Below are 13,556 nucleotides of genomic sequence, written 5' to 3'. Positions count from 1 at the left end.
TCCGGCCATGTTCGTCAACTTCTTCCTGGATCTGCGCAAGGCCAAGGTGCCGGCGAGCCTGCGCGAGTACCTGACCCTGATCGAGGCGGTGCAGGCCGGCACCGCGAATTTCAGCGTCGAGGATTTCTACTATCTCTCCCGCTCCTGCCTGGTGAAGGACGAGAAGAATCTCGACAAGTTCGACCGCGTCTTCGCGCAGACGTTCAACGGGCTCGAATTCGCCTCCGAGGAGGTGAAGGCCGAGATCCCCGAGGAGTGGCTGCGCAAGATCGCCGAGAAGGTGCTGACGCCCGAGGAGATGAAGCAGATCGAGGCGCTGGGCGGCTGGGAGAAGCTGATGGAGACGCTGAAGAAGCGTCTCGAGGAGCAGAAGGGCCGCCACCAGGGCGGCTCGAAATGGATCGGCACCGGCGGCACCTCGCCCTTCGGCGCGCATGGCTACAATCCCGAAGGCGTGCGCATCGGCCAGGAGAAGTCACGCCACCGCCGCGCCGTGAAGGTGTGGGACAAGCGCGAGTACAAGAACCTCGACGACACCGTCGAGATCGGCACCCGCAACATCAAGATGGCGCTGCGGCGCCTGCGCCAATGGGCGCGCGACGGGGCCAACCTCGAGCTCGACCTGCCGGACACCATCAAGTCGACCGCCAACAATGCGGGCTATCTCGACCTCAAGCTGGTGCCGGAGCGGCGCAACAAGGTGAAGGTCCTGGCGCTGTTCGATATCGGCGGCTCGATGGACGACCACATCCGGGTCTGCGAGGAGCTGTTCTCGGCGGCACGCACCGAGTTCAAGCACATGGAGTTCTTCTACTTCCACAACTGCGTCTACGAGAAGCTGTGGCGCGACAACAAGCGCCGCCACCACGATTTCCGACCGACGCAGGAAGTGCTGAACACCTACGGCCACGACTACAAGCTGATCCTGGTCGGCGATGCCACCATGAGCCCCTACGAGATCGTCTATCCCGGCGGCAGCGTCGAGCACTGGAACGAGGAATCGGGCGAGGTCTGGCTCCACCGCCTGATGGCGACCTATCCGAAGACGGTCTGGCTCAACCCGGTGGCGGAAAAGTACTGGGACTACACCCCCTCGGTGCAGCACATCCGCACCCTGATGCAGAACCGCATGTTCCCGCTGACCCTGGACGGGCTGGAGCGGGCAATGCGGGAGCTCTCGCGTTAACCTGTCGCGCAAGCAGCCCGGCCATGCGGCCGGGAGGCTTGAGCCGGGCGACCCTGGGGGCTACATCAAGGCGAAGCAACAAGGCGCGCTCGCGCCCCTCATCATGCGCCCGCCGAAAGCCATCTTCTTCGACCTCGACGACACTCTGATCCGCGCCTACGGCCGCCCGGTCGAGGCATGGACCCGATTCCTCACGCCGCTCACCGAGATCCTGTCCGGCCACCCGGTGGAGACCGCGCGCGACGCGATCCTCACCTATTCCCGTGCCTTCTGGTCCGACGGAGGACGGCACAAGGAATGGCGGCAGAAGCTCTCCGAGGCGCGGCGGCACTGCGTGCGCGAGGGGCTGGCCAGCCTCGGCATCACCGAGGAGGCAGTCATCCACCGCATCGCCGACGGATTCACCGCCGAACGCGAAGCGGCGATCGAGCTGTTTCCCGGTGCGGTCGACACCTTGGAAGCGCTCAGGGCGCGCGGCATCCGCCTGGCGCTGGTCACCAACGGCGCCGCCGCGCCGCAGCGCGCCAAGGTGCGCCGCTTCGCCCTGGAGCGGCATTTCGACCATATCCAGATCGAGGGCGAGGTCGGCTACGGCAAGCCGGAGGACGCCGCCTATCACGCCCTGCTCAAGGCGCTCGACGTGGCACCCGGCGAGGCCTGGATCGTCGGCGACAACCTCGAATGGGAAGTCGCCGCGCCGCAGCGCCACGGCATCTTCGCTGTCTGGCACGACAGCGAGGGCGACGGCCTGCCCGCCGGCACGACGGTGCGCCCGGACCGCGTCATCCGCGCGGTGCCCGAGGTGCTGCAGGGATGGTGAGCGCGGCGCTCGCCCGCCGTTTCGGCCTGCGCCGGGCGCGGCTCGTGGCCACCCGGCCGCCGGGCGCGCGGCTGCATACGCTGATCGTGCTGCGCTGGCTCGCCATCATCGGGCAGACGCTGGCGATCCTGTTCGTGCATTTCGGCCTCGATTTCCGCCTGCCGCTCGGCCTCTGCCTCGCCACCGTCGGCGTGCTGGTCGCCGTCAACCTGGTCAGCTTCACGCTGTTCCCGACCTCGCACCGGCTGACCGATCGCGGCGCGGCGGCCTTCCTGGCGCTGGATATCGTGCAGCTCGCCGTGCTGCTCTACCTCACGGGCGGGCTCGGCAATCCTTTCTCCCTCCTGATGCTGGTGCCGGTGACGATCTCCGCCACCATCCTGTCGCTGGCCAGCACGGTCGTGCTCGGCGCCCTCGCCGTGCTCGCCACCTTGCTCCTGGCCGAGTTCCATCTGCCGCTGCCGTGGGGCGAAGGTGGGCTCGCGCTGCCCGGGCTCTATCTGGCGGGCGTCGCCGCGGCGCTGCTGCTCGGCCTCGGCTTCATCTCGGTCTATACGTGGCGGGTCGCCGCCGAGGCGCGCCGCATGTCGGACGCGCTCGCCAGCACCCAGATCGCGCTGGCGCGCGAGCAGCGTCTCTCGGCCCTCGGCGGCCTCGCCGCCGCCGCGGCGCATGAACTCGGCACGCCGCTCGGCACCATCACACTGGTCGCCAACGAACTGGCGCGGGAGGTTCCGGCCGGCGATCCGATCAGCGACGACGTGCGGCTCCTGGTCAGCGAGGCGCAGCGCTGCCGCGACATCCTCGCCAACCTGGCGCGCCGGCCGGATCCCGAGGACCCGTTCCCGGAACTGCCGATCGGGGCGCTGGTCGAGGAGGCCTTTGGGCCGCACCATCGCGGCAGTATCGAGCTCGCCATCCGCATCCACGGCAGCGGGCCGCAGCCGCTGGCGCCGCGCCTGCCGGAGATCCTGCACGGCATCGGCAACCTGGCCGAGAATGCCTTCGACTTCGCCCGCGCCCGGATCGACGTCGCGATCGACTGGGACGACGAGCGGGTCGCCGTTACCATCGCCGACGATGGCCCGGGCCTCAGCAGCGACATGCTGGGCGCGCTCGGCGAGCCCTATGTGACGTCCCGCCCCGAGGACGGCGGCATGGGGCTCGGCGTGTTCATCGCCAAGACGCTGCTCGGCCATACCGGCGCGCAGGTGGCGTTCGGCAACCGGCCGGGCGGCGGCTGCGAGGCCACCGTCAGCTGGGCCCGCGGCATGCTGGAAAAGGGGGAGAAAAAGGAGACCGAAACCGCATGAACATCCCCCAGACCGAGGAGCGGACGCTGTTCATCGCCGATGACGACGAGCCGTTCCGCACCCGCCTCGGCCGCGCCATGGAGAAGCGCGGCTTCACCGTCACCATGGCGGCGTCGATCGGCGAGGCGAAGTCGAAGATCCGCGAGAGCGCGCCGGCCTACGCGGTGGTCGACCTCAGGCTCGGCGACGGCAACGGCCTCGACGTGGTGCCGGTGCTGCGCCAGGCAAGGCCCGGCTGCCGCGTCGTCATGCTGACCGGCTACGGCAACATCGCCTCGGCGGTCGCGGCAGTGAAGGCGGGCGCGGTCGACTACCTCGCGAAGCCGGCCGATGCCGACATGATCGAGGCGGCCTTGATGGCCTCGGAAAGCCAGATGCCCAAGCCGCCGGAGCGGCCGATGTCGGCCGACCGCGTGCGCTGGGAGCACATCCAGCGGGTCTACGAGCTGTGCGAGCGCAACGTCTCGGAGACCGCCCGCCGGCTCAACATGCACCGCCGCACCCTGCAGCGCATTCTCGCCAAGCGCTCGCCGCAATAGCTCAGACCGCCTTGGGCGCCACCTGCAGCATGGCGTCGAGCAGGCGGCCCTGGAACAGGCGGATGCCCATGGACTGACCGAACTCGATGGCGCGCTGGGTGTCGCAGCGGCACAGCACCACCTTGTCGGCGCCGACCGCCTCGACGGTCTGCTGGAACTTGCGCCGGCGCTGCTCCTGCACCTCGCCGTCGAGCTCGGGCGACCAGATCACCTTGTGCAGGTCGAAGCCGAGCTCGCTCTTCGCCAACAGCGGGAAGGTCAGGTAGTTCAGCCCGTCGAGGCAAAGCCGCCAGCCGCGGTCGCGCAGGAAGTCGCGGGCGAAGATGAAGGTGCCGACATCGCCGAACACGTCGACCACCTGGAACTCGGCCACCATGGTCTTCTGGGTGGCGAAGCGCAGCTTCTTCTCGAAGGCCTGGAACTGCTGCGACAGCGTGGTCGCGACGTTGAGATTGATCGAGCTGGAGAGCCGCTCCTTCGCCTCGAGATCCGGCAGCACGCTCAGCACGCGGTAGTCGAGCGACTGGGTCAGGCGCTGGAACAGCCAGCGGTCCGAGGCGAGGTCGACATCCGGCATCAGCCGCTTGGTCAGCTCGGCGATGGCGACGAAGATCTCCTGGAAGACCGGCGTCGGCGGCGCGTTCGGCAGCACCAGGCAGACCGGCTGGCGGCGCACCATGGTGGTCAGGTCCATGGAGCCGAGACCCTGCTCCAGCCGGGCGAGCCGGGTCGGGTCGATCGGCTGCCTGGGCGCCTCGTAGGCCGGTCCCTTGTCGAGCTGGGCGGCGGCTTCGCGCGCGATGTCCTGAACATAGCCGGCCTGCTTCCGCTTCAGCATGTCCTGGGCCATGGCCACGAAACGGGGATATTCCCGGGCCAGCTCGTACCAGGTGCAGAAGGTACGGTCGGCGCTCTCGCCCGAGCCTTCGGCCAGCGGGTCCTCGCTGAACAGGAAACGCAGCTTCAGCACGATCTGGTCGATCTCCGCGACCGAGGCGCCCTTGGTCACCACCACGATGTCGTTGTTGCCGAGCTGGAACAGCTGGCCGTCGAATTTCTTCAGCAGCAATTCCCAGGCGGTGGCAGCAATGCGCAGGTGATGCTCGCGCCGGTTGACGGCGGAAAGCCGGGAGAGATGCAGATGGACGGCGCGACGGCCCGGCAGGTGGTGCTGCAGACGGCGCGCGTAGTCGGCCAGAAGCTCTTCATGGCTGACCGGTTGCGGGCGCGCCGCAGGCGTGGCCGACGTCATCACAATCGAGTCCCTGCAAACATTTGTAGTCGTGGAGGTTTCCGGCCCTCGATTAAAATCGAGGCAGGTGTAATTTGGATTAACAATGAACAGTTTGGATTTTCGCCGTCCTTGCCCGATCGTCGCGGCGGCCGCCTTTGGTCACCGCCGCAGCACAAGAAAGCCCTCCTCCACCGCGAAGCCGGTGAGGCGCGCAAGGAAGCTCATGCCGAGCAGCGAGACCCCCTCGTTGGCCGGATTGACCGCGGCGGCGACGTCGGCGAGCTCGATCTGGCCGACCGCGACACGGTCGAGCCGCACCGGCGCCACCCGCACGGTGCCCGCCGCCGTCTCGACCCGCCGGGTGAATTGCAGGCCGTCCGGCGCGAGCCCGATGCGCCGTGCGTCGCGCAGGCCGAGCGAGACGGTGGTAGCGCCGGTATCGACCAGGAAGCGGACCGTCACGCCGTTCACCCGGGCATCGACGAAATAGTGGCCGGAACGGTCCGCCGGCACCCGGACGATTCCGGGGCTCCAGTCCACAGCACCGGGCCACAGCTCCATGGCCAGCCGGTCGCGCGCATCGCGCAGGGCGCCGCGATAGGCATAACCCAGCGCCAGGGCCAGCGCGATGCCGAGCCAGAGCGCGGTGAAGAACAGCCCCTGGGTGAGCCGCCCGCGCAGCCGGTGGGCAACGAACAGGGCCGCCGAACCGCCGACCACGACGACCAGCAGGACGCGGTACACCACGTCCGGATCGAATATCCGGTCCAGGCCGGTCAGCAGCGCGAGGCCGCCCGCGACGGCCAGGGCGACGAGCAGCCAGATCCACCCCCGGGACCCTCGGGGCCCTGGCCCACCGCCCTGCTCTGGCTCCCGCCTTCCCCACGGCCCGTCCGCTGTCATGGGGAGCATCCCACCCGGCACAACTGATCCATGCAAGCACCGTTCTTTACCGCACCCTCGCGCTTTGGCAGGCTCCCCGCGACGCTCGAATCTAATCCCCGGACATGGCCAAAGACCCCGATATCCCAGACCGCAAGGACTGGCCGAAGCCGGCGCTTCGCCCGCGCGACGCCGCCACGCTGATCCTGTACCGCCACAACGGCCGCGCCATCGAGGTGCTGATGGGCGAGCGCCATGGCGGCCATGCCTTCATGCCGAACCGCTACGTCTTCCCCGGCGGCCGGGTCGATCCGGACGACTGGAAGGTGCGCGATGCCGGTGCCTTGAAGCCGCATGTCGCCGCCCGGCTCGCCAAGGCCTGCCCGCTCAGCCGCGCCCGCGCGCTGGCGGCGGCGGCGATCCGCGAGACTTTCGAGGAGACCGGCCTGATCATCGGCAAGCCCGACCCGATGCCCGACCGGCCGGTGCCGGAGGGCTGGAAGCATTTCTTCGCCACCGGCCACGCGCCGGCGCTCGATGTGCTGGACTATGTGCTGCGCGCGATCACCCCGCCCTACCGGCCGCGCCGGTTCAACGCGCGGTTCTTCATTGCCGATGCGAGCCATGCCCAGGGCCAGATCAAGGGCTCGGGCGAGCTGCTCGACCTGCGCTGGCTGCCGGTCGAGGACGCGATGAAGCTGGACCTGCCGCGCATCACCGAGATCGTGCTGGAGCGGCTGGCCGAGATCGTCGAGCGCTATCCGGGGCAGGACCATCCGGTCGCCCTGTTTCGCTATCTCCGGGGGCAGCATCTTGTCGAACAGGAGTGAACCCGGAAGTGCGGCTGTGGCCGAGGCGCCCAAGCGCCCGGTAACGCCACGTTCCGCCGGCAGCCTGGTGGTGGTGCGCGAGGCCGCCGGGGGACCGGAAATTCTGCTCGGCCGCCGCGCCGGCCGGCACCGCTTCATGCCGGACGTGTTCGTTTTCCCGGGCGGCCGGCTGGATGCCAACGACCGCGCCATCGACCCGGTGCGCCCGCTGCCCGCCGCGACCCTGGCGCAGGTGACCCGCCACACCGACGCGGTCACCGCGCGGGCGCTGGCCGTGGCCGCGGTGCGCGAGACCTTCGAGGAAACCGGGCTCGCGCTCGGCCAGGCGGAGGCCGGCGCCTTCCGCCCCGATCTCGGCGCCATCGAGTATCTCGGCCGCGCCATCACGCCATCACGCAACCCGATCCGCTTCCATGCCCGGTTCTTCCTCACGCGCGTCGGCAACGGCGCCGCCAGGCTCGGCGGCAGCGGCGAGCTGCTCGACCTCGACTGGTATCCGATGGCGGCAGCGCTGAAGCTGCCGATCGTCGACGTGACCGAGTTCATGCTGAGCGAAGTGGCCGCCCATCTCGGCCCCGACAGTGCCCGGCGACAGTTACCGATCTTCGGCTATTTCGCCGGCAAGATGCGGATTCGCCGGGAATAGCAAGGGATTAGGCTCACCAAGCCCGCGGCTTGACTTGACCGGATCGCAGGCTATGGTGCGCCGCTCAATCGACCCGCGAACTCGCCAGAGGGCCCCATGGCCAAGCCCGCCACGCTCAAGATCAAGCTCGTGTCCAGCGCCGACACCGGATACTTCTACGTCACCAAGAAGAACCCGCGCACCAAGACCGAGAAGATGAGCCTGACCAAGTACGACCCGATCGCGCGCAAGCACGTCGAGTTCAAGGAATCCAAGATCAAGTAGCGGACCGCCACCGTCCACTCAGACGCAAAGGGCCGCCCGATTGGGCGGCCCTTGTCGCTTAAGAGACGATATCGGCGCGGCCGTCAGCTTGCCCGTCGCCGGCGGCGCGACCAGCCGAGGCCGGCGAGCGCTGCGGCCAGTATCGCGCCAACTGCGTTCGGCTCCGGAACGTCCGCTACCCCGAAGGGTTTCGGTAGGCCAGCTGCTAGGAGCGCCTCCGGAGCCCCGAGGATTTCGAAGAAGGCCACGATCGGTTCGACCGACGACGAGAAGGCAAGGCCCCAGCTGGATTGGCCGCCGGGAATTCCGGCGGCAAACAGCCACTGCGCGTCCAATCCGACGAACGCGCTGCTGGTCGGCGGGACGTCCCCGATGTCGAAACTACCGATCGTGTTGGCGTCACTTAGAGCCAGCAATTCGAAACCGGTGACGGCCACGCTGCCTTGGCTGAAGACCTGAAACGTATAGACCAAAGAATCGCCGGGAACGTATCCAAGCCCGGCAAAGTTCGAGTTGAAAGCGGCAGAGGTGAACACGGCATAATCGACCGTCCCCGACAGCCCGGTGCCGTTGTTGAACGGGACAGTGCCGGCAATCGCGTTGAATGCATCGCCATGGCCGTTCAATACACCCGCCAACGAAGTGGAGGCCGTGCCCAGTGCCAACGTGCTGGCGACGAGCGTCGCAATAGCTGCACTTCTGATTCCCCTCATGTTGTCCCCTTTGGCGGCCGCGTGACGCCGCCGATCGGCGTCCCCCTGAGACGGCCCCAGGCAGCTTGCAATACCCGCGCCAAGCGGATAACGCATTGAAATCCCGCTCTGCGGGGGGAGCGGGTTAAGCCACTTTGTCAATATGGTTGACGCTCAAAACCGGCAGCCCGAAGGCCGCGGCGGCCCTTCCCGAGTTCGGGGGGTTCTCGCGCCGTCAGGCTGCCGCCGCCACCACGCGGTTGCGGCCGTCGCGCTTGGCGGCGTAGAGCGCTTCGTCGGCGCGTTTGAGGATCTGGTCCGGGGTCTCGCGGCCCTCGGCCACGGCGACACCGATGGAGCAGGTGACCGGGATCGGCCGGTCGATGCCCTGCACGGCGAAGGGCGCGTCGGAGAAGGCCTGGCGCAGGCGCTCCGCCACCACATGCGCATTCGGCATGTCGGTCTCGGGCATCACCACGACGAATTCCTCGCCGCCGAAGCGGGCGGCGAGATCGACGCCGCGCACGTTGCGGGCGATGCGCTGGGCGAATTCCTTCAGCACCTGGTCGCCGGCATCGTGGCCAAACGTGTCGTTGATCGACTTGAAGTGGTCGATATCGAGCAGCAGCACGGCGAAGGAACGGAGCGCGCCACCCGCCTCGTTGCCGAGCTGGGTCTCGATATGGCTCATCAGGTAGCGGCGGTTGTGCAGGCCGGTCAGGTCGTCGGTCACCGCCTGCGCCATGCTGCGGTAGAAGCTGGCGCGCAGCTTGTCCTGGAAGCGCTTGCGGCGGATCTGGGTGCGGCTGCGGGCGAGCAGCTCGTTCCTGTCGATCGGGCGCAGCAGATAGTCGTTGACGCCGATCTCCAGCCCCTTGACCAGGCGTTTCTTGTCGCCGTCGTCGACCAGGGTGAGGATCGGGACCTGGCGGGTCTCCTCCATGCTGCGGAGCTGCGAGCAGAGGCGGAGCCCGTCGTGCTGTTCCAGGCCCAGGCTGACCACCACAAGGTCGAAATCGCCGCCGCGGGCCAGGATGAGCGCTTCCTTGGGGTCGGCCTGCACGGTCACCTGATGCGCCTGGCCGAGCGTCTTGGCGATCAGCTCAGCCTCGTAGGGCGCGTCCTCGACCGCCAGGATGCGGGCATCCGTGGGCTCGCTGTTGAAGTCGATCTCGATCGGCGCCGAGACGCCGAAGGTGTTGGAGGTCTCCTGCCGCAGCCTGAGCTCGTCCATCAGCAGCTTGAGGCGAATCAGCGAGCGGACGCGGGCGAACAGTGCGACATCGTCGACCGGCTTGGTCAGGAAGTCGTCGGCACCCGCCTCGATGCCGGTGACGCGGTCGCGCACATCGCTGAGCGCGGTCACCATCACAACCGGAATATGCGCTGTCGCAGTGTCCGATTTGAGCCGCCGGCACACCTCGAAGCCGTCCAGCCCCGGCATCATCACGTCGAGCAGGATCAGGTCGGGCTTATCGGTGCGCGCCTTCTCGATGGCGTCGAGGCCGTTGAAGGCGGTGAGCACGTCGTAGTACTCGCTCGAGAGCTTGGCCTCGAGCACCTTCACGTTCGGCAGCATGTCGTCGACGACGAGTATGCGGGCAGTCATGACACAATAGGCCGGCAGTCGCGCCGCCCCCTACGCCCGGAACCAGACGCCTGCCGATAGAGCGATCTCGAGGTAACGCTCGCCATCTGCTCCAGAAAACCCTGCTAGCCGAGGAATCGTCGCACGGTTTCGATGAATTTGCCAACCGAAATGGGCTTGGCGATATAGGCCTCGCAGCCGCCCTCGCGCATCTTCTCCTCGTCGCCCTTCATGGCGAAGGCGGTGACCGCGACCACCGGAATGGCCCGGAGGTCGTCGTCCTCCTTCAGCCACTTGGTGACTTCCAGGCCGGACACTTCCGGCAGCTGGATGTCCATCAGGATCAGGTCAGGGCGGTGCTTGCGCGCGAGCGCTAGCGCCTCCATGCCGTCCTTGGTCTGCAAGGTGGAGTATCCATGCGCGTCCAGCAGGTCGTGGAAGAGCTTCATGTTGAGCTCGTTATCCTCGACGATGAGCACCGTCTTGTTCATGGATATCCTCGTTCGCCCCGGCCGGCGCCGTTATGCGTTGCATTTGAGACGAGCCGGATTAACAAACTATTTATGATGCTTTCGACAGGCACCCGGATGCGACCGAAACCCGAACATCGCGCGCTGCGGCTCGGCCTTGCCGAGGCCGAGACGATAGCATTGAAGGCCTTGTTTTTCCTGCTGGAAGACCCCGATCGCACGAGCCGCTTCGTGGCCTTGACTGGGTTCACGCCGGACGAGATCCGCACCCACGTGCAGGACCCGGTATTGCTTGGCGGCGTGCTCGACCATCTGCTCGCCGATGAGGCAACCCTGATCGCCTTCGCCGAGTCGCAAGCGATCGACCCGGCCCTCCCGGCGCGCGCCCGCGCCCTGCTGCCGGGAGCGGCGCCGGCATGAGCGAGACGCCATGAGCGACATGGGAGAGGACCTGCTCGAAGCGCAGCTCGCCGGCCTGGCGCTCACGCCCGGACGGCCGATTGTGGTCTCCGATGCCGACGAGGTGCTGTTCGCCTTCATGGCCGGGTTCGAGAGCTATCTGCAGTCCCAGAGTTTCCGCTTCCACTGGGACAGCTATGCCCTGCTCGGCAATATCCGCCGCGCCGCCGACGGAGTCGCCGTGGACCGCCCCGAGGTGCAGCGCCTGCTGGCCGAGTTCTTCGTGGCGCGGACCGAGCACCTGGCGCCGATCCCGGGCGCTGCCGAGGGCCTAGCCGCGCTCGCCCGCCGCGCCCAGGTGGTGATCCTGTCCAACGTGCCACACGGCCAGCGCGAGGCGCGGGTGAAGGCGCTCACCAGCAACGGCATGGCCTATCCGCTGATCGCCAACCAGGGGAGCAAGGGCCGCGCGGTGCGGGCGCTGGCCGAACGGGTCAACGCGCCGGTGCTGTTCATCGACGACATCCCGAACCAGCACACCTCGGTGCGCGAGGCGGTGGCCGATGCCTTCTGCCTGCATTTCGTCGGCGAGCCGCGCCTCGCCCGGCTGCTGCCGCCAGCCGACGCGAGCGACCACCGCGCCGATACCTGGGCAGAAGCGCTGCCGGTGCTGGAAGCAAGGCTCGACGCGCTCGGCTACTGATTCACGCCGAGCTCTCGTGCCACCCGGTCGGCGATCGGCAGCGAGCAGGTGAGGCCCGGGCTTTCGATACCGTAGAGGTTGACCAGGCCGGGGACGCCGTGTGCGGCCGGGCCCTGGATGACGAAATCCGGCGCCGGCTGGCCGGGGCCGTGCAGCTTCGGCCGGATGCCGGCATAGCCCGGCTGGATCGCGCCGTCCGGCAGACCGGGCCAGTAGCGCCTGACCGCCGCATAGAAAGAATCCGCCCGCTTCGGGTCCACGGTGTAGTCGCGCACCGTCACCCATTCCACGTCGGGGCCGAAACGGGCCTGACCGCCCAGGTCGAGCGTGACATGTACGCCGAGCCCGCCCGGCTCCGGCATCGGGTAGATCAGGCGGCGGAACGGCACCCGGCCCTGCAGTACGTAGTAATTGCCCTTGGCCAGCCATTCCTGCGGCACGGTGGCGGGCGACAGGCCCTGGATGCGGCGCGCCACGGCCGGTGCGTCGAGCCCGGCCGAATTGACGACGAGGCGCGCCATCAGCTGCATCGGCGCCGCGCCGCCCACGTCGAGCGCGATGCCTTCGCCGGTGACCTCCGCGGCGGCGACCGGCGCCTGCACCGCCAGCATGGCGCCCTGCGCCTCGGCATCGCCCTGATAGGCGAGCATCAGCTGGTGGCTGTCGATGATGCCGGTGGAGGGCGACAGCAGCGCGGCGACGCAGAAGATCTCAGGCTCGAGCGGCTTCACCTCTTCCGGGGTCAGCCAGACGAGGTCGTGCACGCCGTTCGCCTCGGCCTTGGCGGCGAGGCCCTTGAGGCCGGCGATCTCCGCCTCCGACGTGGCGACGATCAGCTTGCCGATGCGCGCATGCGGCACGCCGTGGCTCGCGCAATAGGCGTAGAGCGCCTGCTTGCCGGCGACGCAGAGCTCGGCCCGGAGGCTGCCGGTCGGGTAGTAGATGCCGGCATGGATGACTTCCGAGTTCCGCGAGCTGGTCTCCGAGCCGATGATCGGCTGGCTTTCCAGGATAATGGTCTCGAGGCCCGCCATGGCGAGCCGCCGCGCCACCGCGAGGCCGACCACCCCCGCCCCGATCACCACGGCCTCGACCCGATCCATCGCGCTTCCCCACCACCGGTACTCAGAGGGTCATTAGCGGCTAGGATCGCGGCACGCAATTTCGGGGATGACGCTCATGCACGCGCTCAAGGTGGCGATCGGCGGCTTCGGCGCGATCGGCTTTCAGGTGGCGAGCCGCCTCGACCAGGGGATCGACGGCCTGAAGCTCGCGGCCGTTTCCGCCAACGACCTGGGCCGCGCCCGCGAGACGCTTGCCACCTTCCGCAAGCCGGTGCCGGTGATGCCGCTGGATGGCCTCGCCGAGGTCGCCGATATCGTGGTCGAATGCGCGCCCGCCGCGGTGTTCGACATGGTGGCGGTGCCGGCAGTCAATCACGGCCGCATCTTCATGCCGCTCAGCGCCGGCGCGCTGCTCGACCGCATGGATCTGGTCGACAAGGCGCGGGCGACCGGCGCCCGTATCATCGTGCCGACCGGCGCGCTGGTCGGCTTCGACGCGGTGCGGGCGGCGGCCGAGGGCACCATCCACAGCGTCACCATGGAGACGCGGAAGCCCCCGGCCGGCCTCGCCGGCGCGCCCCACCTGGTGGAGAACGGCATCTCTCTCGACCGCCTGAACGCGCCGAAGCTGGTGTTCAGCGGCAGCGCACGCGAGGGCGCCAAGGGCTTTCCGGCGAACGTGAACGTCGCCGCGGCACTCTCGCTCGCCGGCATCGGGCCGGACCGCACCCGGCTCGACATCTGGGCCGACCCAACCGTCACCCGGAACACGCACAAGATCGTGGTGGATGCCGACAGCACCCGCTTCACAATACTGATCGAGGGCATTCCCAGCCAGGAGAACCCGCGCACCGGCAGGCTCACGCCACTCAGCGTGATCGCCTGCCTGAAGGGCCTGGTCGCGCCACTGAAGGTCGGGAGCTGAA

At 68.3% G+C, this 13,556-nt stretch carries 16 protein-coding genes; 10 read left to right on the top strand and 6 right to left on the bottom strand.

The window, feature by feature from the left end:
• The first annotated feature begins 7 nt into the window (after window positions 1-7).
• The 4 genes from DT074_RS17490 (at window position 8) to DT074_RS17475 (ending at window position 3,858) form a co-directional block, all read left to right on the top strand.
• Window positions 8-1,186 carry a vWA domain-containing protein gene (locus DT074_RS17490; protein WP_119421149.1) on the top strand — a complete coding sequence of 393 codons (1,179 nt, stop codon included), beginning with the start codon at window positions 8-10 and terminating at the stop codon, window positions 1,184-1,186.
• 103 nt (window positions 1,187-1,289) lie between these two features.
• A complete protein-coding gene (locus tag DT074_RS17485) occupies window positions 1,290-2,006 on the top strand; it encodes an HAD family hydrolase (RefSeq protein WP_119421148.1) in 717 nt (238 codons plus the stop codon).
• On the top strand, window positions 2,000-3,319 hold the full coding sequence (locus DT074_RS17480) for an ActS/PrrB/RegB family redox-sensitive histidine kinase (RefSeq protein ID WP_119421147.1): 1,320 nt from the start codon (window positions 2,000-2,002) through the stop codon (window positions 3,317-3,319). The genes DT074_RS17485 and DT074_RS17480 overlap by 7 nt, the downstream gene beginning before the upstream one ends.
• Window positions 3,316-3,858, top strand: a complete 543-nt coding sequence (locus DT074_RS17475) for an ActR/PrrA/RegA family redox response regulator transcription factor (protein WP_119421146.1) — start codon at window positions 3,316-3,318, stop codon at window positions 3,856-3,858. Before DT074_RS17480 ends, DT074_RS17475 begins: the two co-directional genes overlap by 4 nt.
• A gap of 1 nt (window position 3,859) precedes the next feature.
• Here DT074_RS17475 and DT074_RS17470 read toward each other — a convergent pair whose 3' ends face one another.
• Both DT074_RS17470 and DT074_RS17465 read right to left on the bottom strand, forming a co-directional pair.
• Complete coding sequence (locus DT074_RS17470) at window positions 3,860-5,110, bottom strand: hypothetical protein (protein WP_119421145.1); 1,251 nt, start codon at window positions 5,108-5,110, stop codon at window positions 3,860-3,862.
• A gap of 141 nt (window positions 5,111-5,251) precedes the next feature.
• The gene (locus DT074_RS17465) at window positions 5,252-5,995 is read right to left on the bottom strand and encodes a retropepsin-like aspartic protease family protein (protein WP_162914971.1); all 744 of its coding nucleotides are present in this window, start codon (window positions 5,993-5,995) and stop codon (window positions 5,252-5,254) included.
• A gap of 104 nt (window positions 5,996-6,099) precedes the next feature.
• On the opposite strand from DT074_RS17465, the gene DT074_RS17460 reads away from it, so the two are divergent.
• The 3 genes from DT074_RS17460 to rpmG all read left to right on the top strand — a co-directional run bounded on the left by DT074_RS17460 (window position 6,100) and on the right by rpmG (window position 7,714).
• Window positions 6,100-6,804, top strand: a complete 705-nt coding sequence (locus tag DT074_RS17460; RefSeq protein WP_119421143.1) for an NUDIX hydrolase — start codon at window positions 6,100-6,102, stop codon at window positions 6,802-6,804.
• Between the two features lie 16 nt (window positions 6,805-6,820).
• Window positions 6,821-7,450, top strand: coding sequence for an NUDIX hydrolase (locus tag DT074_RS17455; RefSeq protein ID WP_162914970.1), 630 nt, complete (start codon window positions 6,821-6,823; stop codon window positions 7,448-7,450).
• A 96-nt stretch (window positions 7,451-7,546) separates the two neighbouring features.
• The gene (gene rpmG / locus DT074_RS17450; protein WP_119421141.1) at window positions 7,547-7,714 is read left to right on the top strand and encodes a 50S ribosomal protein L33; all 168 of its coding nucleotides are present in this window, start codon (window positions 7,547-7,549) and stop codon (window positions 7,712-7,714) included.
• Between the two features lie 83 nt (window positions 7,715-7,797).
• On the opposite strand, the gene DT074_RS17445 is transcribed toward rpmG, so the two are convergent.
• From DT074_RS17445 to DT074_RS17435, 3 genes are all read right to left on the bottom strand, one after another.
• On the bottom strand, window positions 7,798-8,523 hold the full coding sequence (locus tag DT074_RS17445; RefSeq protein ID WP_119421140.1) for a PEP-CTERM sorting domain-containing protein: 726 nt from the start codon (window positions 8,521-8,523) through the stop codon (window positions 7,798-7,800).
• A 118-nt stretch (window positions 8,524-8,641) separates the two neighbouring features.
• Window positions 8,642-10,015 carry a PleD family two-component system response regulator gene (locus tag DT074_RS17440; protein ID WP_119421139.1) on the bottom strand — a complete coding sequence of 458 codons (1,374 nt, stop codon included), beginning with the start codon at window positions 10,013-10,015 and terminating at the stop codon, window positions 8,642-8,644.
• A gap of 104 nt (window positions 10,016-10,119) precedes the next feature.
• Window positions 10,120-10,485, bottom strand: coding sequence for a response regulator (locus tag DT074_RS17435; protein WP_119421138.1), 366 nt, complete (start codon window positions 10,483-10,485; stop codon window positions 10,120-10,122).
• Between the two features lie 96 nt (window positions 10,486-10,581).
• Between DT074_RS17435 and DT074_RS17430 the strand changes: the two genes are divergently transcribed.
• The gene (locus DT074_RS17430) at window positions 10,582-10,884 is read left to right on the top strand and encodes a DUF3572 domain-containing protein (RefSeq protein WP_119421137.1); all 303 of its coding nucleotides are present in this window, start codon (window positions 10,582-10,584) and stop codon (window positions 10,882-10,884) included.
• Between the two features lie 10 nt (window positions 10,885-10,894).
• On the top strand, window positions 10,895-11,566 hold the full coding sequence (locus DT074_RS17425) for a hypothetical protein (protein ID WP_119421136.1): 672 nt from the start codon (window positions 10,895-10,897) through the stop codon (window positions 11,564-11,566).
• Here DT074_RS17425 and DT074_RS17420 read toward each other — a convergent pair.
• Complete coding sequence (locus tag DT074_RS17420) at window positions 11,560-12,669, bottom strand: NAD(P)/FAD-dependent oxidoreductase (protein WP_119421135.1); 1,110 nt, start codon at window positions 12,667-12,669, stop codon at window positions 11,560-11,562. The two genes, DT074_RS17425 and DT074_RS17420, sit on opposite strands and share 7 nt — an antisense overlap.
• A gap of 67 nt (window positions 12,670-12,736) precedes the next feature.
• On the opposite strand from DT074_RS17420, the gene DT074_RS17415 reads away from it, so the two are divergent.
• Window positions 12,737-13,555 carry an aspartate dehydrogenase gene (locus DT074_RS17415; protein ID WP_119421134.1) on the top strand — a complete coding sequence of 273 codons (819 nt, stop codon included), beginning with the start codon at window positions 12,737-12,739 and terminating at the stop codon, window positions 13,553-13,555.
• Window position 13,556: the final 1 nt, after the last annotated feature.

The sequence above is a fragment of the Desertibaculum subflavum genome (assembly GCA_003576705.1).
Taxonomy (GTDB): domain Bacteria; phylum Pseudomonadota; class Alphaproteobacteria; order Ferrovibrionales; family Ferrovibrionaceae; genus Desertibaculum; species Desertibaculum subflavum.
The sequence above is the reverse complement of the archived record's forward strand: the minus strand, read 5'-3'. Positions and strand labels throughout refer to the sequence as shown.